Origin of the sequence: Shewanella maritima, assembly GCF_004295345.1 — a bacterium.
Taxonomy (GTDB): Bacteria; Pseudomonadota; Gammaproteobacteria; order Enterobacterales; family Shewanellaceae; genus Shewanella; species Shewanella maritima.
On sequence record NZ_CP036200.1, the window covers coordinates 909,073 to 928,239 of the forward strand.

A 19,167-nucleotide genomic window follows, 5' to 3' on the forward strand; every position below is an offset into this window, starting at 1 on the left:
TGATGCGCTCGTTAAAGGCAAGGATCATCGTTAGTGCATTGCTACTGGTATTAGTATTGGTGCCAACGATTGGTATTGCCTTACACAAAGCGTTTGAACAACAATTAACGGACTCAACCAAAGAGCAACTGCAGGCTTATGTATACTCTGTGCTCGCTGTGGCTGAGGTGGATAATGGTGAGCCGCAAATGCCGCCTCACTTAATGGAAAATCAATTTAACCTAACTCAATCAGGCTTATATGCGGTTATTACCTATCAAACTGGCATTAACCCTTCTACCATAGCCTGGCGCTCAAATTCATCAATCGGCATTAAGCTGCCATCCAACTACCCAACACCTAAGACAGGCCAACAAACCTTCGCGCCCTTAAACATTGATGAAATTCCGTATTGGATATTCAGCTTTACCGTGAGTTTTGAAAAGGCGGGCAACGTTTACCCTATCACGCTGCATATCATTAAAACCCAAACCGAGTATCAACAACAGCTTGACGAGTTTAGCCAAACGCTATGGAGCTGGCTGATCAGTTTGATGTTAGTGCTATTAGTAGTGCAGTTAAGCTGGCTATGGTGGACGCTAAAGCCTATGGCTGCTTTTGTGCGTGAAATTAAACAGGTAGAGCAAGGTCAAACACAGCAGCTCAGTAGCCGCTATCCAGTTGAGCTTAAGGTGTTGGCTAAACAAATCAATACCCTTCTCACCTCTGAGAAAAATCAACGTAGTAGATACCGCAATGCGTTGGCTGACTTAGCCCATAGCTTAAAAACGCCGCTAGCGATTATTCAAAGCCAAACAGATTTAACGCCATCATCAAAAGAGCAAGTTGCTAACATCAACAATATTATTGCCTACCAACTCAAACGCGCACAAAGCGGCGCTGGTCAAGCATGGCATGTGGGCTTTGATGTTGATGACGTGCTGAGTAAATTAGTGCGCACTATGGCAAAACTTCATATTGCTGATGCTATTGATATCCAATATCACAGCGCTGCGAATGTGATGTTTAAAGGCGATAAAACTGATTTTAGTGAAATGGTCGGCAATGTGTTAGATAACGCCTGTAAAGCGGCGAAATCTCAGGTCATTGTCTCGGTCGCTGGCGATCAAGACAACTGTCGCATCATTGTTGAAGATGACGGCCAAGGTATTAGCCAGTCTCAGCAGCAGTTAATTTTTCAACGTGGCGTGCGCGCCGACACTTACCAAAAAGGCCATGGTATTGGACTCGCGATTACCCAAGATTTGGTGCAAAGCTATCAAGGTGCATTAACAGTCACTCGCTCTGATACACTTGGCGGAGCAAAGTTCACATTTACCTTTGGGGCAAATAGCCCTCAGCAATAAGCTATACCAATCATACGCTGAGCTAACCCTACTCTGCTCAAACAATCCCCTTCTCAAACAATCCCCTGTTCAAACAGCACTCTTGATTGGCAAATCTGCCTAAAATCACTTTCAGCTTATGTTCATCTTCACTCAGATATCCTGTTATCAACATCAATAAAAGTCAGTTATTGACCGGGAGAAATGATGAACACAGCTAAATTCAATTCAAGGAATACCAAGCTGCGCTTTAAAAGTCTTATAGGCATCTTGCTTATAGGGGTAACCTCGCCAATGGCTAACATTGCTCAGGCATCGCAGCAGGATCTTACTCAGGGGCAATATGAAAACTTGGCTCAGCAATCTGACTATACTCAAGCTACTGCCATCTCTCAAACTAATAGCAGCTCTCAAACAAATAGCAGCTCTCAAACAAATAAGTTAGCCGATGAAGATAGTCATTTTTCAGATGCGCAACTAGCGCAGGTTTTAGCGCCAATAGCTCTGTACCCTGACAGCTTATTAACTCATATCCTCATTGCTTCGACCTATCCGTTAGAGATAGTTCAGGCACACAGGTGGCGTAAAAACCAGAGCGATGACACAGCTCGGGTAATGCAAGATGTTGAGCAACAAAGTTGGGAGCCAAGTGTTAAGGCATTAGCTGCTTTCCCAACTGTACTTGAACGCCTCAGTGATGATTTGCAGTGGACGCAAAACCTCGGCGATGCCTTTTTGCAAGATGAAGGCCGAGTACTAGATGCGATTCAAACACTGCGCCATCAAGCAGATCAGGCTAACAGTCTCGATGATATGGAAAATGTCACCGTAACTAAAACCGAGAAGCAAATCATTATCGAACCGGTACAAAAAGAGATAGTTTACGTACCGTATTATGACACCCGCGTGGTTTACGGTAACTGGTACTGGGCGCACTACCCACCGGTATATTGGCATCCACCGGTTTACTGGAGGCCGCCTGTGTATGTGTCACATAGGCCAATTTATTGGGGGCCTGGGATTCATATTAGTTTTAACTATTATTTCTCGGCGTTTCGTTGGAGCTATCGCCGGGTAGTTGTAATTAACCATCGTCACTCACACATCTATCGCCCTGCGAGAAAAATTGCCTACAGCTCAGGAGCACAACGCTGGAGGCATAAACCGCAGCATCGCAAGGGTGTCGCCTACCGCTCAGTTTCTGTGAGCAAGCGTTATCAAGGCAGCTATGCTAAGCCACATGTGCGTGCTAAGCCTGCTGTGGCAATTAATCATCACAAAGCGCAAGTGACCAAGGTTCATCGTGGTCTAGATAGAGCGAATCTAGATAGAACGAGCCTAGATAGAAAAAGCGTGGCAAAAGTCACCAATAAACCAGCTAACTACAAGGCGAGTACTAAACAACTCTCTACGCAATACAGAGATAAGCAGTACAAACCAAGTAGCAATAGCAAGCAGACCCACGCCCAACAGTTATCAAGAAACAAGAGCAGTCATGAGCAAAAAGCGCGGAATTTAACCCAGAAGTTGCAACAGCAAAGGTCAACAACATCGCGCCAAAGCTATGACAAGAGTGCAAAACAAGCCTCTTCACAGTCTTTGCATCGCAGCAATAATAACTCAAGCTATTCCCAGCACAGCGCGAAGTCGAATAGCCAGACTAAGTCATACAACCAAAGGGCAAAGTCTCCATCGACACAAAAGCAAGCAACAAGCAGTTATAGAGGTAGCAATATGAACAAATCACAAGCACGCAGCTCGTCTTCATATAGCACTAACTCAAAAAGCTACTATTCGCGAAGCAGTGCAAATCGCAGCAGTCAATCTAGAAGCCAGCCTTCTCGAAGCAGTCCTTCACGAAGTAATCCTTCTCCTAGTAACAAAGGCAACAAAAGTCGCGCTAACCGCAATCAATAGCGGATAGCCCTAAACGCAAAAGAGCCTGACATCAATGTCAGGCTCTTGGTATTTGCTCTAGCGTTCAACTGCCGCCAAGTAGTGCAGCTCAATCGTGCTGTTAAGAGCTAGTCCGCTTGCTTCTTATTGCGACTTTGCAAGTGACTCATTGCGCGTTTACGGCGACGTTCCTGGCTTAAAGTTAACTTCTCTTTTTTGCCTTCAAATGGGTTTGCACCTTCGTGGAAACGAATTTGAATTGGTGTGCCCACTACGTTTAACGAGCGGCGGAAGTAGTTCATCATGTAACGCTTGTATGAATCAGGCAGTTTACTAACCTGGTTACCGTGTACTACCACGATTGGTGGGTTGTAACCACCTGCATGCGCATACTTAAGCTTAACGCGGCGACCGTTCACTAGCGGCGGCTGGTGATCGTCTTGCGACATTTGCATAATACGCGTCAACATTGAGGTACTTACGCGGCGCGTTGCACTGTCATAAGCTTCTTCAATTGATTCATATAAGTGACCAACACCTGTGCCGTGCAGTGCCGAAATAAAGTGAACACGCGCAAAGTCGATGAAGCCCAGACGGCGGTCAAGCTCGCTCTTAACGCGATCTTTCACTTCCTGATCAATGCCATCCCACTTATTCACCGCAATCACTAGCGCACGACCAGCGTTTAATGCAAAGCCTAACAAGCCAAGATCTTGCTCAGCAATACCTTCACGGGCATCGATGATCAGTAGCACTACGTTTGAATCTTCAACCGCTTTTAGGGTTTTAATGACCGAGTACTTCTCAACCATTTCATGGACTTTAGAGCGGCGGCGCACACCTGCAGTGTCGATAAGAATATACTCACGACCATCGCGCTCCATTGGGATGTAAATACTGTCACGCGTGGTACCTGGCGCATCATATACCACGACGCGCTCCTCACCGAGTATACGGTTAGTTAGCGTAGACTTACCTACGTTTGGCTTACCGATAATTGCCAGCTTAATAGGCAGGCTTTGCAGGCGATTTTGCTCGGCTTCTGCTTCTTCTTCGGTGTATTCACGAACTTCTTCTTGCTCGTCATCTTCACCTTGCTTGCTGATACCCATGGCTTCAGCGAACGGCGTTAGTGCGTAGTCAATCATGTTGGTTACGCCGCGCCCTTGCGCCGCTGCCATTTGATAAACTTCACCTAAGCCAAGTGACCAAAACTCAGCACAGGCTGAATCGCCATCAATACCGTCAACCTTGTTTGCAACCACAAAGGTCACCTTGTCACGGCTACGTAAATGCTGGGCAATAGCCTGATCAGCTGCGGTTAAACCAGCGCGCGCATCGGTCATAAACAGTACAACATCGGCTTCTTCAATCGCTGCTAGCGACTGCTCAGCCATTTTAGTTTCAATGCCTTCTTCGGTGCCATCGATGCCGCCTGTATCAACAACGATAAACTCGTAACCCGCAAGGAACGCACGACCATATTTACGGTCACGGGTTAACCCCGGAAAGTCTGCAACCAATGCATCACGAGTACGTGTAAGACGATTAAATAAAGTCGATTTACCGACATTTGGTCGCCCCACAAGGGCCACTACAGGGATCATGATTTTGCCTCAAAAAAATAACTTTCAATAAAAAGCCCCCGGAAAGCTTCCAGGGGCTCTAGAGCTTAAAATTCTTTAACGCCTAAGGAAGCGTAACCGTGGCAACTTTACCACTGCGTCCTTGTAGGTAAATTTTACCACCAGAAACTAATGGTTGCGCGTATAAACCGTCTGAGTCGATTTGGATACGACCAGCCAGCTCACCTGTATCACGGGTAATAAAGTGCAAGTAGCCTTCAAAGTCGCCAACAACAATATATGGACCAATGACTGCTGGTGAGGTCAAGGTGCGATTCTTTAACTCGCTGTTGCTCCATAGCTCCAGACCATTACGCTTATCTACTGCGTAAATGCGGCTGAAATCGTCAACCACGAACAGGTTTAAACCAGCTTCAGCTAACTCGTTGAAGCTTGAATATTTACGGGTCCAAACAACACGACCTGTACGCAGCTCCATTGATACCAAGTTGCCATTATAACTGACTGCGTATAAATTCTCGCCTGAAATGATTGGCGTCATATCAACGTCAGCCATACGCGTAAACTCGTTACCCCCTTTCGGATTGTAAACGGTTTGCTCCCAGGCAGTTTGACCATTGTTCTTTACAACAACCATGACCTTGCCATCAGCGGTGCCGAGGAAGAAACCACCAGCCTCGTATGCGGCAGAGCCTGTACCACGCAAAGTTAGCGTAGGTAGTTGCATTTCGTTAGTCCACAGCTGCTCACCTGTATCAACATTGTATGCAGTAAAGGCGCCTTTACTCGTGCTTACCGCAACCACATCTTCAGCGACGGTTGGCGCAGACAATAATTCACCATCTGCAAAAACTGACCAAACAACTTTACCTGTGTCTTGCTCAAGCGCCACTAGCAAACCTGACTCACCGCCAACAAACACTTTGTTACGCGCCGCGGTTACACCTGCAGCAATGCGAACACCTTTGGTTTTGGTTGCGAGTTGGTCGCTTAGTTCGCGCTCAAGGTTAACACTCCAAAGCTTGTCGCCAGACGTTTGGTCAAAAGCAACCACTTCACCTGAGCGATCAGCAACAAAGATTTTATCGTAGCGCACTGTTGGACGCAGCTGAGAGTAGAAGTCACCTACCCCATCACCCACACTGGTTTGCCAGCTAACTTCTGGGAAAACCGTTGCTTGAATTTCAGTTAGTTCACTAATCGGCTCATCTTCAACATCGTTAGAAGAACAAGCTGAGATAAGTGACACCCCAAGGCCAATGGCCAACAAGTTTTTACACCACGACTTCATCGGCGCTTTCCTTATGCCTTGTTTAAGTTGTCTAGTTTCATCGTTAACGCTGGGCTTGAAGTAACACCGCCCTTGTCGATTGCCGCTTGGTAAGCAACACGTGCGTTATCAATGTCACCTTGACGGACTAAGTAATCGCCTTTTAATTCGTCACGTTGTGCAGCAAAAGCTGCGTCAGTTACTTGCTCAAGCGTTTCTAAAGCAATACCTACGTTGCCTTGCTCTGCTTGAACGCGAGCTAAACGCAGCGTGGCAACGCTTTCGATACCGGCACCAGGCTTAGCGGCAATAATTTGCTTAAAGGTTTGCTCAGCTTTAGGAAGGTCACCCACTTCAACTGCAGACTTAGCTACCATCATGTCTAATAGTGCTTGGTAACCCGCTTCCGAGTGATTTTTTGCAAACTCAGGCGCAGCGTCGATAACCGCTTGCGGCTGCGCAGCTTTGTCTGTGATAGTTTGGAACGCTGCTGATGCATTTTCAGCTGATGCTAATTGAACTTCCGAATATTTGTTCCAACCATATAGGCCACCTAGGCCGACTACTGCGCCGATCATAATCGCAGTACCATTGTCTTTCCAGAACTGCTTAATAGCATCTACTTGTTGTTCTTCTGTGCTATAGACTTCCACGCCAACTTCCCCTTTCTAAATCAGTTCTGCAATTTGGCTTGCCAATGCTTCGCGGGCAACCAATTGTTGTTCAGTTTTTTCACGCAGCGGTTTAATCGCTACCTGGTTATTATTTAATTCGTTCTCGCCAATAATAAGCGCGAACTTAGCACCGCTCTTGTCGGCACGTTTCATTTGTTTCTTAAAGTTACCACCACCACAGTGAGACATGACTTTAAGGCTTGGATGCGCTTGACGCAACTCTTGTGCAATCTTAAATGCTTCAGCAACACATTGCTCGCCCATTGCGGTGACGTATACATCAACCTCTGGCGCAATATCTTTGGTTAGCTCTAAGGTTTCAAGCAGCAACACAATGCGCTCTAGGCCCATAGCAAAACCAACAGCTGGGCTGTCTTTGCCACCGAGTTGGCCTACTAGACCATCATAGCGACCACCCGCAAGTACCGTGCCTTGCGAGCCAAGGCTTGTGGTGACCCACTCAAACACAGTGCGGTTATAGTAATCTAAACCACGTACCAGACGAGGATTAACCTTGTATTGGATGCCAACTGCGTCTAATAGTTCACACAAAGTATTAAAGTGTGCTTTTGACTCTTCGCCCAGGTAGTCCATTAATTCAGGTGCATCAACTAGAATTGCCTGAATTTCAGGGTTCTTAGTATCTAATACACGTAGCGGATTTGAATACATGCGGCGCTGTGAATCTTCATCAAGCTTGTCTTTATGCTGCTCTAAAAAGGCAATCAGTGCATCACGATATTTAGCGCGCTCCTCAGCATCACCTAGAGTATTTAGCTCAAGCTCAACATGCTCTTTAATGCCTAGCTCTTCCCACAAACGGTTAGATAGCATTAATACTTCGGCATCAATGTCAGCACTCGCAATGCCATACACTTCAACACCAAATTGGTGGAACTGGCGGTAACGGCCTTTTTGCGGACGCTCGTGGCGGAACATAGGACCTGTGTACCATAGGCGCTGCTCTTGGTTATACAGCAAGCCATGCTCGTTACCGGCACGCACTGTTGATGCCGTACCTTCAGGGCGCAGCGTTAAGCTATCACCATTACGGTCAGCAAAGGTATACATTTCTTTTTCGACGATATCGGTCACTTCACCAATAGAGCGTTTAAATAAGTCTGTGCTCTCAACGATTGGTGTGCGGATCTCGCTATAACCGTAGGCGCTAACTGAAGCGCGGATCACGGCTTCAACTTTTTGCCAGATTGGGCTTTGGCTTGGCAGAATGTCGTTCATTCCGCGAATTGCTTGAATTTGTTTTGCCACGTTTAACTCGTCTTAATTTACTTTTATCTAAAAATTACTTTTCAGTGGTGTCAGTTACGTCAATACGATTAGCCATAGTGCTAACCTTGGCGCGGATTTTGGTCTCTAACGCATCAACAAGATTGTTGTTGTCAAAGCGCTCTTTTTGGCGCACGCCATCATCGTAGTAACCACTCTTATTGTGACCGCCAGTTAGGCCGATATCAGACACTAGCGCTTCACCTGGGCCGTTAACCACACAGCCAATGATTGATACATCCATTGCGGTGGTCACATCTTCTAGGCGACGCTCTAACTCATTAACAGTGCCAATTACATCAAACTCTTGGCGCGAGCATGATGGGCAGGCAATAAAGTTAATGCCGCGGCTACGAATGCGTAGCGACTTTAAGATATCAAAACCGACTTTAATTTCTTCTACTGGATCTGCTGCTAGTGAAATACGCAGCGTATCACCAATACCTTCAGCTAATAGCATGCCTAGGCCAACTGCTGATTTAACTGAGCCTGAGCGGAAACCGCCAGCCTCAGTAATACCTAGATGCAGAGGCTGTTGAATTTGTTTTGCTAGCAAGCGGTATGACTCAACAGCTAGAAACACATCTGACGCCTTAACGCTGACTTTAAATTGGTCGAAGTTCAAACGGTCAAGAATATCAACATGGCGCATCGCTGATTCAAGCAGCGCTTCTGGTGTCGGCTCTTTGTACTTGTCCATTAGGTCTTTTTCTAATGAACCGCCGTTTACACCAATGCGAATTGGGATATTCTTGTCGCGCGCACATTCTACTACGCTGCGAATGCGCTCTTCATTACCAATGTTGCCAGGATTGATGCGCAAGCAATCTACGCCGTATTCAGCAACTTTAAGTGCAATGCGGTAATCAAAATGAATATCGGCAACCAGTGGCACATCAACAGACTGCTTAATGACTTTAAATGCCTCTGCGGCATCCATAGTTGGCACAGACACACGTACAATGTCGGCACCGACTTTTTCTAATGAACGAATTTGTGCAACTGTGGCTTCCACATCAGTCGTTTTGGTGTTGGTCATTGATTGCACGGCAATCGGCGCACCATCACCAATCGGTACGTCACCTACATAAATACGAGTAGAAGGACGGCGAATAATAGGAGATTCGTTATACATGCAAATTTGCTCTAATTTGATTACTTCTGTATTTGGGTATAGCTAGCTATCGGCCACGCTTGCGTTTGCTAACACTGCGCTTATTCGTTAACGCTAGAGCGCTAGCGCGACTGCGGCAAGGTTAGTCGTGCTACCTGACCTTCACGGTATCCAGATAAGTCAACAGCTTGGTCATTAAACGTCATTGTGACAAATTGCGGCGCACCGATAATCACTTTAAGTGGGCTAACGCCATTTGCCTTAACCTCACGAGCCGATGATTTTACGCCATCCACAATCACCTTACCATTGGCATCGGTAACATTAATCCAACTGTCACCTGTAAGTGTAAAACCGATACTTGCTGCGCCCACAACATTTTGGTCAACAACTGCTGCTTGAGTAACTTCTGCCACCGCATTGTTAGCATCATCAGTATCACGACTTGCAGTATCGCGCCTAGCTGCATCTGTACTGGCAACGTCATTTGACGTTGATAGCGGCTCAGCACTCGATGCTGCTCGCTCTGTTGTTGATGTAGTAAGTTGCATTGACTCAGCTTGTTCAGCGCTCATCGCTAGCGTGTCGCCCGAGTCAACTTCGACAGGCGTATCCGCCTGCTCTGCAACAATTTGCGCAACGAGTTCTTGCTCTGGCGACTGCCTAATTGCGGTTTTCTCTGCTTCAATCTCTTCAATACTTGGCTGTGAGAAATCATTGACTGCAAACTTATCATCTTTTTGCACCCACCAGGTCACCATTAACCCGAGTAATACCAAGGCAATCACATAACCAAACCATTTAACCTGGCTATCGCGAGCCTGACGTTTAGTTTTGCGCGAGAAGCTTTGCATAGTTGGCGGGGTTGACTCTGGTAACTGCTGATCTAAACAGCTGGTAATCGCCGCTAGGTCAGCTTCAATATGCTTGGCATAGTTACGAATATAACCACGCATATAGGTAGTCGACGAGTCATCACCAAAGTTGTCGTTCTCAATATTTTCTAGTACTTGAGGACGTAGATTTAGCGCAATTGCTACCGCATCAATGCTTAAGCCTTTATTTTCACGCGCATTACGTAAAATGGCGCCCGCGGTGGCAACTTCTTCAAGTAATTCAGTTTGTTGATCTTGTTCTAATTCTTTCTGGTCATTCATTAGTGCATGTTAGCTCTGTATTCTTTTGCCTGCTTAGACTGTGGGAACTTGGCAATAAGTAAAATACCCAGGCGTTTCGCCGCCTCGATATTATTTAATTCCCGCTCGATCTTTATCCCTAAAGCTAAACTCTCAGCTGTCTCACCCGATAGTTTGTGGTAATAAGACAGGTATTTCTGAGCACCACTATAGTCAGCATCTTCCATTGCTAACTCAATTAAATCATTTACGCTTGCCGTTCTTCTTGGATCGTACTTCAACGCCATTTCAAAGTACTCACGTGCTTTAGCGTTATCACCTGCTTTGCGGCTACATACCCCTAGGTTTTCATAACTTGAGGCGGTACGCGTGTATTTTGGCATATTAATGGCTGCCAAAAACTGCTTTTCAGCGCGCTCGTACTTCTCTTGCTGGCACAAGAACACACCAAAATTATTACGGGCATCACCAGTGGCATTGCCCGAATTAATCGCATCTTCATAGGCGTCTTCAGTACGAACTAAGTCGCCTACGGTTTGATAGTAATAAGCTAGTGCCACGTGCACTTCACTTAAATGCGGCGCGTAAGACACCGCTTTATCAAGATTAAACTTGGCTTGTTCGCTATTACCGCGCTGTAAATAGGTTAATCCTAACTGCATTCTTTCACGGGCAGCGGCCTCTTTATCCATTGCTCGTTCAGACACTGGCACATCTGTGCCAGAATAGGTGCGCTCAGTTACGCAACCAGTAACGGTTAAAGACAGTAGCGTTACACCCAATAGATGTGGCAGTCCGTGCTTCATTGAATAACCTATTTATCGTACAAACAAAGAGTTAGTCCATTGTGACCGAAATCTGATTTTGTTGCATTTGTTTTTTTGCCAAACGCTTAGTCCGGTCACGAATATCACCAGCAAGCTGACCACAAGCGGCGTCAATATCATCACCACGCGTTTTACGCACAATGACGGTTAGCCCATATTCCATCAACACTTTCGAGAAACGGTCAATGCGTGAGTTAGACGAGCGACCATATGGAGAGCCAGGATAAGGGTTAAACGGAATTAAGTTAACCTTACATGGAGTATCTTTCATGACTTTCGCAAGTTCATGGGCCTGATCTGTGCTGTCGTTGATATGATCGAGCATCACATACTCCACAGTCACCTTGCCGCGGTTAGCATTTGATTTAGCAAGGTAGCGGCGAATTGCTGCCAGAAAGTCCTCTAACGGATACTTCTTATTCACAGGCACAAGCACGTCACGCAACTCGTCATTTGGGGCGTGGATACTTACCGCTAAGGCAACATCTAACGCATCACCAAACTTATCAAGCGCTGGCACGACACCTGAGGTTGATAAGGTCACGCGACGTTTTGACAAACTAAAGCCAAAGTCATCAAGCATGATGTCAATGGCAGGAATAACGTTAGCCAAGTTAAGTAGAGGTTCACCCATACCCATCATTACTACGTTAGTAATTGGGCGCTCACCAGTTTCTTTTTGGAAACCTAAGAATTGCGACACTCGCCAAATTTGACCAACAATTTCACCAACGGTTAGGTTACGGTTAAAACCTTGCTGCGCTGTCGAGCAGAAAGTGCATTCAAGCGCGCAACCTACTTGTGAAGACACACATAAGGTGGCGCGGTCATCTTCAGGAATATAAACGGTTTCAACTTCCTGACCTTGACCCACATTGATGGCAAACTTAATAGTGCCATCTGAAGACTTTTGGTAGCTCGAAATCTCTGGGGCAACAATCTCACAGCGCGCAGCTAATTTAGCACGTAGCTTTTTGTTGATGTTGTTCATTTCTTCGAAGTCGCTAACACCAAAATGATAAATCCACTTCATTAGCTGATCAGCGCGAAACGGCTTTTCGCCCATTTCGACAAATAAGGCACGTAGCGCCTTACGATCTAAATCTAATAAATTGATCTTTTTCTCACTCATTTTTGTTTAACCTCGAACACCAAAGACAGCCACAGGGCGGCGAATTATACAGATAATGGCATTTATTAGCCAGCACTTGTGTAAGCCAGCTAAGCCACAATAACCATGCTTAAATGTGCAGCATCTGGAATGTTGATTTTAAATATAAACAGATAGGATTTATCAAAGACTATGCTAAAATTCCTTGGCGTTAATGTTAACGCGCCACTTAAAGACTTTAAAAACCCCATATGATAACCCTTATCATTATAGTGATCGTCTCAATCGGCGTATCATTTTTGTGCAGTATATTCGAAGCTGTTCTATTGTCTGTTACCCCAAGTTATATCGCCTCGCTCGCCAGTAGCGATCCAAAAGCGGCTAAACGACTTGAGGCGCAAAAAGAAAATGTTGAGTCACCTCTAGTGTCTATCCTTACCTTAAACACGGTCGCCCATACTGTAGGCGCAGCGGTAGCAGGTGCTCAGGCAGCAAAGGTATTTGGCGATGAAATGCTTGGTATTTTTTCGGGCGTACTGACATTCCTTATCCTGTTTTTCTCAGAAATTATTCCTAAAACCTTAGGTGCCAACTACTGGCGACGCCTAGCACCTATGGTTTCATTTATTTTAATGTGGCTCGAAAAGCTCACTATGCCACTTATCTGGATGTCACAAAAAGTGACCAAGCTGATGGGTAAAGGCGATGAAGGTCAATACATTCGTCAGGAAATGAGCGCAATGGCTGCAATTGGCCGTGAGTCTGGTGAGTTAGACGAACAAGAATCGGGCATTTTAACCCAGATGTTGTCGGTCAAAGATATGCCGGTAAAAGCGATTATGACGCCGCGCACGGTTATTTATAAATTAGCCGCAAGTACCACTCATCAGGAGTTTTTGCAGCAACATCTTGGCGTACCATTTACGCGTTTACCTGTGTTTGCTGATGACGACCGTGACAACATTGTGGGTTACATTAACCGTAACGATATATTGGCAAACGCCGCTCGTACACCACAAGAAAGCATTGGGATTCACAAAAAGAACTTACTGGTTATCCCTGAAACTGCAAAAGTACTACCACTGTTTCAGCTAATGACCCAGCGCAAGTCTAAAATGGCAATTATTGTCGATGAATACGGCTCAAGCGAAGGTATCATCACCATTGAAGATATCGTCGAATCACTACTTGGACTTGAAATCGTTGACCAAAATGACCCGGCTATCGACATGCAACAGCTTGCCCGAGAACAATGGCAGCGCCGCATGAAGAACAAAGGCATTGTACTTTCTGCCGATGACGGTGAATTTGCTAATGCAGATGCAACTCAAAGCCCGCCAGCTCAGTAATACTTAGGGAACTATCAATATTTATAGGATATAACTCTCTATTGACAGATATAACTCTGTATTCTCGGATATAATAGAAAAAGCGCTACTTTAAGTAGCGCTTTTCATTTCCATCTTTCCTGATCAGGAAACAACAAGCAGGACATCATATGCAACAAAGCTACCGCTTACACCTGGCACATATTAACGATACTCACTCCAACTTTGAGCCATGTAATGTACGCTTTACCATCACAGACAAAGAGCACACCCAAGACCCAAACCAAAACGGCAATCAAGGTATATCGCATCCCCAGTATCAAGTCGCCACGTTTTCCGGCGGTTATGCTCGTCTAGGCTATCAAATTGAGCAAGCCAGAGCGAAAGCGCTACAAAGTGATAGCGAGTTTTTATTCTTACACGGCGGCGACAGTTTTCAGGGCACCTTATACTTTCGTGAATTTAAAGGCGCAGCTAATGCCCACTTACTCAACTTGCTAAAGCCAGATGCTATGGTACTTGGCAATCATGAAATTGATGCAGGTAACAGCCCAGTTAAAGCTTTCCTTAATCGCATCGAATTTCCGCTGCTAGCTGGCAATATGGATTTGAGTCAGGAAGATAAAACCAAAGACGCCAAGTTAAGCGGCCACCCAATGCTGTATGACTATGATAACGACAGCGCGACAGCCAAGGTGCTACTAAAACCATTTTACGATCAAAAAATTGCCATTGTCGGTATCACCCTAGATCAAATGAAGCTGATCGCGAGACCCGACGCTGACACGCACTTTGTTCACGCCATTGACTGCACCAGACGCACAGTACAAGCGCTAAAAGCTCAAGGTATTCACCACATTTTGATTCTGAGCCATTTAGGGCTAGAGCAAGACCGTGAGCTTGCTCAAGCAGTTGATGGCATTAGTTTAATCATTGGTGGGCACTCACACTCTCTGCAAGGTGATTTTAGCGAGCTAGGACTGGGTAAACTTGAATATGGCGAGCGGATTAATAACACACCCATCGTTCAGGCAGGCAAATATGCCGAGACCTTAGGGCTTGCACAAATTGAATTCGACAAACACGGTAAAGTTATCGCACTTGAAGGCGGCAATCACTTTATGTTGTCTCAACAGGTGGATATTAGGCCGCAGCCAAGTGAAAACTCAGATGAAACAAGTAGTCTTGACCCACAATCGTTAAGCACGATTACTCTTGAGCGCATTAAACAAACATTGAAAACCCACTCGGCAGATCTTGGCGATACAGCAAACCAGGCTATAGATGATGTGATTCATAGCGACTACCGCCCTGCACTCGATAAGCTAGAAGATGAAACCCTCGCCTATATTCCTCGCGACTTTATTCATACTCGTCTGCCAAGCAAAGACTTCCCTCATGGCAGTGAGTTAGCACCTTGGGTCAGTCGAAGCATGTACAAGGCGGCAAAAAAGACCGAGCAAGATCTCGACTTTGCCCTGCACAATGCTGGCGGCGTAAGACAAAACTTAACAAAAGGTCGCTTGTCTATGGCTGACGTTGTTGGGCGTATTTTGCCATTTGAGCTGCCGCTGACGTTATACCAAATTCAAGGCGTGCACCTTAAAACAGCACTAGAGTCTGCAATTGACGCTGCGACCAATAATGGCATTGCAGGAACAGGCACCGGCAGTTTCCCTTACCCATACGGCTTAAGGTTTAGCTACGATGGCAAGAAACGTCCCGGCGAGCGGGTATCAGAGGTGCTAGTTTATCGCAACAAGCTATGGCAAGCGCTTGAGCTTGATAGCTTCTACATAGGTGTTTCAACCGCCTACACTGCCTCAGGAAAAGAAGGCTATGGGCCGTTACTTAAAGCGCAATGGCAAAAAGAGTTACAGCAGCAAACCCTGCAAGAAGCGTTTGTGGATTATGTCAGTCAATACTCAGACAAGATCACTGAGCCACTCATGCGCAACGTTGACTTTGCCCGACACAATTAGCCCATCTCCCCAATCGCGAACTCAGACTTTAATTTTAGCGGCTCACAATCGAGCCGCCTCACATTTGAACCGCTTTAGTAGCGTAAGCCTGAGTCAAGAGGTCGGTTAATTGGTGTTGGATCACAGAACATTAGTGATTTACATGACTATCAAGATTTTACGTGCTTAACTAGACTCAGCATGCTGCTCCTAGCATGAAAGAAAATAGAATCAAATACATTTAAATGTGCGAGTTTGTTACTGAATTCAATCGATTTAACAGAAGATTCGTATATATTTAATCGCGTAAATCGTTAGCGCAATAGATGAGATAGGACACATTTCCATGAAAGCAAAACTGATTAAACTTGCCGCTGCAGCAACTTTGGCTTTAGGTTTCTCTTCAGCGTGGGCACAAGGTGTGATCCATGAAGGTGAAGTTGTAGACACTATGAATGGTGGCGGCTACACCTATGTTCAAATTAAAGACACAGAAAAAACTTACTGGGCTGCAGGTCCACAAGTACAAGTTGTTAAAGGCGACAAAGTACAAGTGTCTGAGCAAATGTGGATGACTGATTTCAAAAGCTCAAGCCTAAACCGCACTTTTGACAAAATTATGTTTGTTGGTCACATCAACAAACAATAACACTTACATTCAGATTGAATAATAGGCTAATCAAACGATTAGCCTATTTTGTATACGCGCTTATTATACCAATTGGGATAAATGAGTGTTCAGATATTACACAGGGAAAATCGTTTAGAACAAGGCGGAAATTGCAGCTAGCTAGTCGTTCTACCTACAAAATTTCTAACGAAGTTATAGGCCATTTTTACCGATAAGAAGTAACCAGTAAGAATGATCACATTCTTATGCTAATTGGTATTACCATGCAGATAGTTCGATACCAACCACATCATGCTAAGGCCATCAGTCAAGTGTTTCACCAAGCTGTACAAGCCATTGAGCACCCGAGGTATTCAAAAGCCAAACTAAATGCTTGGAGCTGCTCACCGCGCTCTGCAAAGTATTGGCATCTGCGCAGCAAAGCGTATATGAATAAATCCAATCATAAACCACACAAGCATTGCGGCATAACCTGGGTTGCGCAAACTCATAACCAACAAGTTGTAGGGTTTATCAATATGGCGGTTGGGTTCCATCAGGCGGGCTATATAAATCACCTCTATGTTTTACCTGAGTATGCCGGGCAAGGCATAGCATCGCAGCTTCTATATCAGGCTCAACAATGGGCTGAAACCATAGGTTATGCTAAGCTAAGCGCGGACGCGTCATATCTATCAAAAGCGCTGTTTGAAAAACATGGGTTTAACTCGCTACACACCAGTTTTCAGCGCAAGCAAAACTGCACCTTCAATGGCTTTTTTGTCGAAAAAGGGCTGTAATTCCCCTACACGCTAGTCCCGAAGCAAAGGCTGTAACATTGCCTCCAGCCCATTGAGTTTAACTTCATATATCAAAGCTAACTGCTCACCAAGTTTCCCTTCAGGGAAACCGTTAGCATGAAACCAAACTAAGTAGGGTTCAGGCAACTGTAATAGTTTACGCCCAGCATACTTGCCAAAAGGCATCACCTGATTCACCGCTTCAATAAGCTGTTGCTGCTGCATAACCTACTCTCCAAAACCTAACTGGTTCTTCAAAAAACATGTGTAGACCGCATGTGTCAAATAGCCAAGACCGCAGTTCGCTTGAAACAAAAGCACTTTGCGGCGTTTTATTTTTATATCAAATTGAAATTAACCAGCAAATTAACCAATCATTTTAGTTATTAAAAATATAACATTGCGACTAGTTTAGCGCACAATATACGCACAAAACCCGAGCTGCAAAAATTTGACATTAGTGCAAAGCCAGTCACAACCAGCGCTTCACACTTTGCGCCTGCTAAACCGACAAACTAAAGTCAAAAAACCGCCAAACCTAAGTTGCACGTCAATAAAATATCATCACGACAAATAGAAAAAATCGTCAAAATTCAACCAATTGACGTATCACAAGCTGACTTTTAAGCTTTAACTTTGAGCGCTTTCACCATGTATGAAAACTAAGTAAATAGATACTACGTAATAGTTTCATCGGCAAGCATACAGCTTAAGTGGACGATGGCAAATGAGCTTTCACGTTAGACGAATTTTAGGGCAGACAAGTTTACAGTCTTAAGGACGGCATTATGATTTTGTTAGTAGGCGGAGAAAAAGGCGGCAGTGGTAAAAGTTGCCTAGCTCAAAACATCGCCGTATTTCTCACCACAGAGGCAAAAGCTTCAGTCATTATGGTTGACTGCGATCCCCAGCGCACCACCTCAGACTGGATTCAAGCTCGCAACAATAATACAGGCCTCGCCGCAATTAACTGCGTTCAACTTTACGGCAAAATTCGCAATGACTTATTAAGTCTTGAACAGCACTACGACTATGTAATTGTCGATTGTGGAGGCCAGGATAACCTTGCGCTGCGTGCAAGCCTCTCTGTGTGCTCTCATGCGTTAATGCCACTAAGACCAAAACGCCGCGATCTAAAAACCGTTAGCCACATGGACGACATCGTTGCCACTTGCATGATGATAAACCCCAAAATGAAAGCCTCATTTGTGATCACCCAATGCCCAAGCCTACCCAATCAAGCTAACCGCATTATCGAGGCAAAAGACGTTTGCCGAACCTATGACATTAACGTGCTTGATGCTGTCAACTATAGCCGCAACATTTATGACGACAGTGAAGAGTCAGGCTTGTCAGTTTTTGAAATCGAGCCAAACGGTAAAGCGGCCAATGAAATGCGTCAAATTGCCTGTGAGTTGTTTGAGGTGAGCAATGCGAAAGAGCTGGTTCGCACCGCGCATGCAAATGTCACCAACATGGGAGGAAACTATGGGTCTAGCCGATCTCAAGAAAAACGCTTCGTCATGTAAACCCGCTTTTAAAAAACAGATGTCTGTCGATGAGTTTATCGAAACGGCTAATTTGTACGCTGCAGGTAAAACCGTAGAGTTTCAAGCAAACGAACAACAAGGTAGTGAACTAACATCAAATGAGTTGATTGAGGCTACAAACATCACCTCAATTGATAGCCATCCCAAACGCATTGAAAAACGTTTGATGGCGACGGTACACCCGTCAAAAGTAGCACCTAAAAATCAGTTGAATAAACAAACGTTAGCGCTGTTGTCGCAGCTTGAGATAAGCCGCATGGTAGAGCAGCCAACGCAAACCGTTAAAGCAAGCAAAGTAAACAAAAAGCCCTTTAAACGTGCCACCTTTACATTAAGCGAGTTAGCCATTACCCAGCTAACCACCCTCAGTCAAAGTAGCAAAACGGCAAAATCTAAGTTAATTCGGCAGTTAGTGGATCATCACTTTTCACTGACGCCAGCGCAAAGAGCAGAAATTGAAGCATCGTTAAATATTGATTAATACCAGTCATCATTCGTCAATAGGAGAATCATCAGCGTCATAGTTGTGGTACCGAAGGGGTCTTATGCCACTCCCTACATAGGGCTCATTTTCGGGATATTTGGACTATCCTCAAAGTCACGCTAACTAGTTACCCAAGCCGACTAGTTAGCGTTTTTTTTCCGCGCAGCGGCGCTATTCAAAGATACAGCGTAATCAATTGACCTAACCC

Annotated in this window: 17 protein-coding genes; 8 read left to right on the top strand and 9 right to left on the bottom strand. The window is 45.2% G+C overall.

The features are described from left to right. Nucleotides 1-2: 2 nt before the first annotated feature. Together EXU30_RS03875 and EXU30_RS03880 are read left to right on the top strand one after the other, a co-directional pair. Nucleotides 3-1,346, top strand: coding sequence for an ATP-binding protein (locus tag EXU30_RS03875; RefSeq protein WP_130597903.1), 1,344 nt, complete (start codon nt 3-5; stop codon nt 1,344-1,346). Between the two features lie 273 nt (nt 1,347-1,619). Beyond that, entirely contained in the window at nt 1,620-3,242 is a 1,623-nt protein-coding gene (locus EXU30_RS03880) for a DUF3300 domain-containing protein (RefSeq protein WP_130597904.1), read from the top strand. Between the two features lie 107 nt (nt 3,243-3,349). Here the strand turns inward: EXU30_RS03880 and der are convergent, their stop codons facing one another. From der to rlmN, 8 genes are all read right to left on the bottom strand, one after another. Continuing rightward, the gene (gene der / locus EXU30_RS03885) at nt 3,350-4,828 is read right to left on the bottom strand and encodes a ribosome biogenesis GTPase Der (protein WP_130597905.1); all 1,479 of its coding nucleotides are present in this window, start codon (nt 4,826-4,828) and stop codon (nt 3,350-3,352) included. A gap of 82 nt (nt 4,829-4,910) precedes the next feature. Continuing rightward, nucleotides 4,911-6,098 carry an outer membrane protein assembly factor BamB gene (gene bamB / locus EXU30_RS03890; RefSeq protein ID WP_130597906.1) on the bottom strand — a complete coding sequence of 396 codons (1,188 nt, stop codon included), beginning with the start codon at nt 6,096-6,098 and terminating at the stop codon, nt 4,911-4,913. An 11-nt stretch (nt 6,099-6,109) separates the two neighbouring features. Next, entirely contained in the window at nt 6,110-6,730 is a 621-nt protein-coding gene (locus EXU30_RS03895) for a YfgM family protein (protein WP_130597907.1), read from the bottom strand. 15 nt (nt 6,731-6,745) lie between these two features. Continuing rightward, nucleotides 6,746-8,020 carry a histidine--tRNA ligase gene (gene hisS, locus EXU30_RS03900; RefSeq protein WP_130597908.1) on the bottom strand — a complete coding sequence of 425 codons (1,275 nt, stop codon included), beginning with the start codon at nt 8,018-8,020 and terminating at the stop codon, nt 6,746-6,748. A 34-nt stretch (nt 8,021-8,054) separates the two neighbouring features. Further along, nucleotides 8,055-9,173: a flavodoxin-dependent (E)-4-hydroxy-3-methylbut-2-enyl-diphosphate synthase gene (ispG, locus tag EXU30_RS03905; protein ID WP_130597909.1), complete on the bottom strand. Its 1,119-nt coding sequence runs from the start codon at nt 9,171-9,173 to the stop codon at nt 8,055-8,057. A gap of 101 nt (nt 9,174-9,274) precedes the next feature. Continuing rightward, nucleotides 9,275-10,309, bottom strand: coding sequence for a RodZ domain-containing protein (locus EXU30_RS03910; RefSeq protein WP_130597910.1), 1,035 nt, complete (start codon nt 10,307-10,309; stop codon nt 9,275-9,277). Next, nucleotides 10,309-11,094, bottom strand: coding sequence for a type IV pilus biogenesis/stability protein PilW (gene pilW, locus EXU30_RS03915; protein WP_130597911.1), 786 nt, complete (start codon nt 11,092-11,094; stop codon nt 10,309-10,311). The genes EXU30_RS03910 and pilW overlap by 1 nt, the downstream gene beginning before the upstream one ends. A 31-nt stretch (nt 11,095-11,125) precedes the next feature. Next, a complete protein-coding gene (gene rlmN / locus EXU30_RS03920; protein WP_130597912.1) occupies nt 11,126-12,247 on the bottom strand; it encodes a dual-specificity RNA methyltransferase RlmN in 1,122 nt (373 codons plus the stop codon). A gap of 230 nt (nt 12,248-12,477) precedes the next feature. Between rlmN and EXU30_RS03925 the strand changes: the two genes are divergently transcribed. From EXU30_RS03925 to EXU30_RS03940, 4 genes are all read left to right on the top strand, one after another. Next, a complete protein-coding gene (locus EXU30_RS03925) occupies nt 12,478-13,575 on the top strand; it encodes a CNNM domain-containing protein (RefSeq protein WP_130597913.1) in 1,098 nt (365 codons plus the stop codon). Nucleotides 13,576-13,724: 149 nt separating this feature from the next. Next, nucleotides 13,725-15,536 (top strand): bifunctional metallophosphatase/5'-nucleotidase, encoded by a 1,812-nt coding sequence (locus EXU30_RS03930; protein WP_130597914.1) that lies wholly within the window; start codon nt 13,725-13,727, stop codon nt 15,534-15,536. Nucleotides 15,537-15,861: 325 nt separating this feature from the next. Then, nucleotides 15,862-16,164: an NrfJ gene (locus EXU30_RS03935; RefSeq protein WP_130597915.1), complete on the top strand. Its 303-nt coding sequence runs from the start codon at nt 15,862-15,864 to the stop codon at nt 16,162-16,164. Between the two features lie 245 nt (nt 16,165-16,409). Next, on the top strand, nt 16,410-16,925 hold the full coding sequence (locus EXU30_RS03940) for a GNAT family N-acetyltransferase (protein WP_242620314.1): 516 nt from the start codon (nt 16,410-16,412) through the stop codon (nt 16,923-16,925). Nucleotides 16,926-16,937: 12 nt separating this feature from the next. On the opposite strand, the gene EXU30_RS03945 is transcribed toward EXU30_RS03940, so the two are convergent. Further along, the gene (locus EXU30_RS03945) at nt 16,938-17,150 is read right to left on the bottom strand and encodes a DUF3820 family protein (RefSeq protein ID WP_130597917.1); all 213 of its coding nucleotides are present in this window, start codon (nt 17,148-17,150) and stop codon (nt 16,938-16,940) included. 563 nt (nt 17,151-17,713) lie between these two features. Here EXU30_RS03945 and EXU30_RS03950 point away from each other — a divergent pair. Both EXU30_RS03950 and EXU30_RS03955 read left to right on the top strand, forming a co-directional pair. Beyond that, complete coding sequence (locus EXU30_RS03950; RefSeq protein WP_130597918.1) at nt 17,714-18,454, top strand: division plane positioning ATPase MipZ; 741 nt, start codon at nt 17,714-17,716, stop codon at nt 18,452-18,454. Further along, a complete protein-coding gene (locus tag EXU30_RS03955; protein ID WP_130597919.1) occupies nt 18,414-18,956 on the top strand; it encodes a hypothetical protein in 543 nt (180 codons plus the stop codon). The genes EXU30_RS03950 and EXU30_RS03955 overlap by 41 nt, the downstream gene beginning before the upstream one ends. Nucleotides 18,957-19,167: the final 211 nt, after the last annotated feature.

Coding starts and splice junctions, on each gene's coding strand:
- EXU30_RS03930 (WP_130597914.1), top strand. CDS start 13,725: ATGCAACAAAGCTACCGCTTACACCTGGCACATATTAACGATACTCAC.
- EXU30_RS03910 (WP_130597910.1), bottom strand. CDS start 10,309: ATGAATGACCAGAAAGAATTAGAACAAGATCAACAAACTGAATTACTT.
- der (WP_130597905.1), bottom strand. CDS start 4,828: ATGATCCCTGTAGTGGCCCTTGTGGGGCGACCAAATGTCGGTAAATCG.
- bamB (WP_130597906.1), bottom strand. CDS start 6,098: ATGAAGTCGTGGTGTAAAAACTTGTTGGCCATTGGCCTTGGGGTGTCA.
- EXU30_RS03935 (WP_130597915.1), top strand. CDS start 15,862: ATGAAAGCAAAACTGATTAAACTTGCCGCTGCAGCAACTTTGGCTTTA.
- pilW (WP_130597911.1), bottom strand. CDS start 11,094: ATGAAGCACGGACTGCCACATCTATTGGGTGTAACGCTACTGTCTTTA.
- EXU30_RS03940 (WP_242620314.1), top strand. CDS start 16,410: ATGCAGATAGTTCGATACCAACCACATCATGCTAAGGCCATCAGTCAA.
- EXU30_RS03880 (WP_130597904.1), top strand. CDS start 1,620: ATGGCTAACATTGCTCAGGCATCGCAGCAGGATCTTACTCAGGGGCAA.
- ispG (WP_130597909.1), bottom strand. CDS start 9,173: ATGTATAACGAATCTCCTATTATTCGCCGTCCTTCTACTCGTATTTAT.
- EXU30_RS03875 (WP_130597903.1), top strand. CDS start 3: ATGCGCTCGTTAAAGGCAAGGATCATCGTTAGTGCATTGCTACTGGTA.
- EXU30_RS03955 (WP_130597919.1), top strand. CDS start 18,414: ATGGGTCTAGCCGATCTCAAGAAAAACGCTTCGTCATGTAAACCCGCT.
- rlmN (WP_130597912.1), bottom strand. CDS start 12,247: ATGAGTGAGAAAAAGATCAATTTATTAGATTTAGATCGTAAGGCGCTA.
- EXU30_RS03945 (WP_130597917.1), bottom strand. CDS start 17,150: ATGCAGCAGCAACAGCTTATTGAAGCGGTGAATCAGGTGATGCCTTTT.
- EXU30_RS03925 (WP_130597913.1), top strand. CDS start 12,478: ATGATAACCCTTATCATTATAGTGATCGTCTCAATCGGCGTATCATTT.
- EXU30_RS03950 (WP_130597918.1), top strand. CDS start 17,714: ATGATTTTGTTAGTAGGCGGAGAAAAAGGCGGCAGTGGTAAAAGTTGC.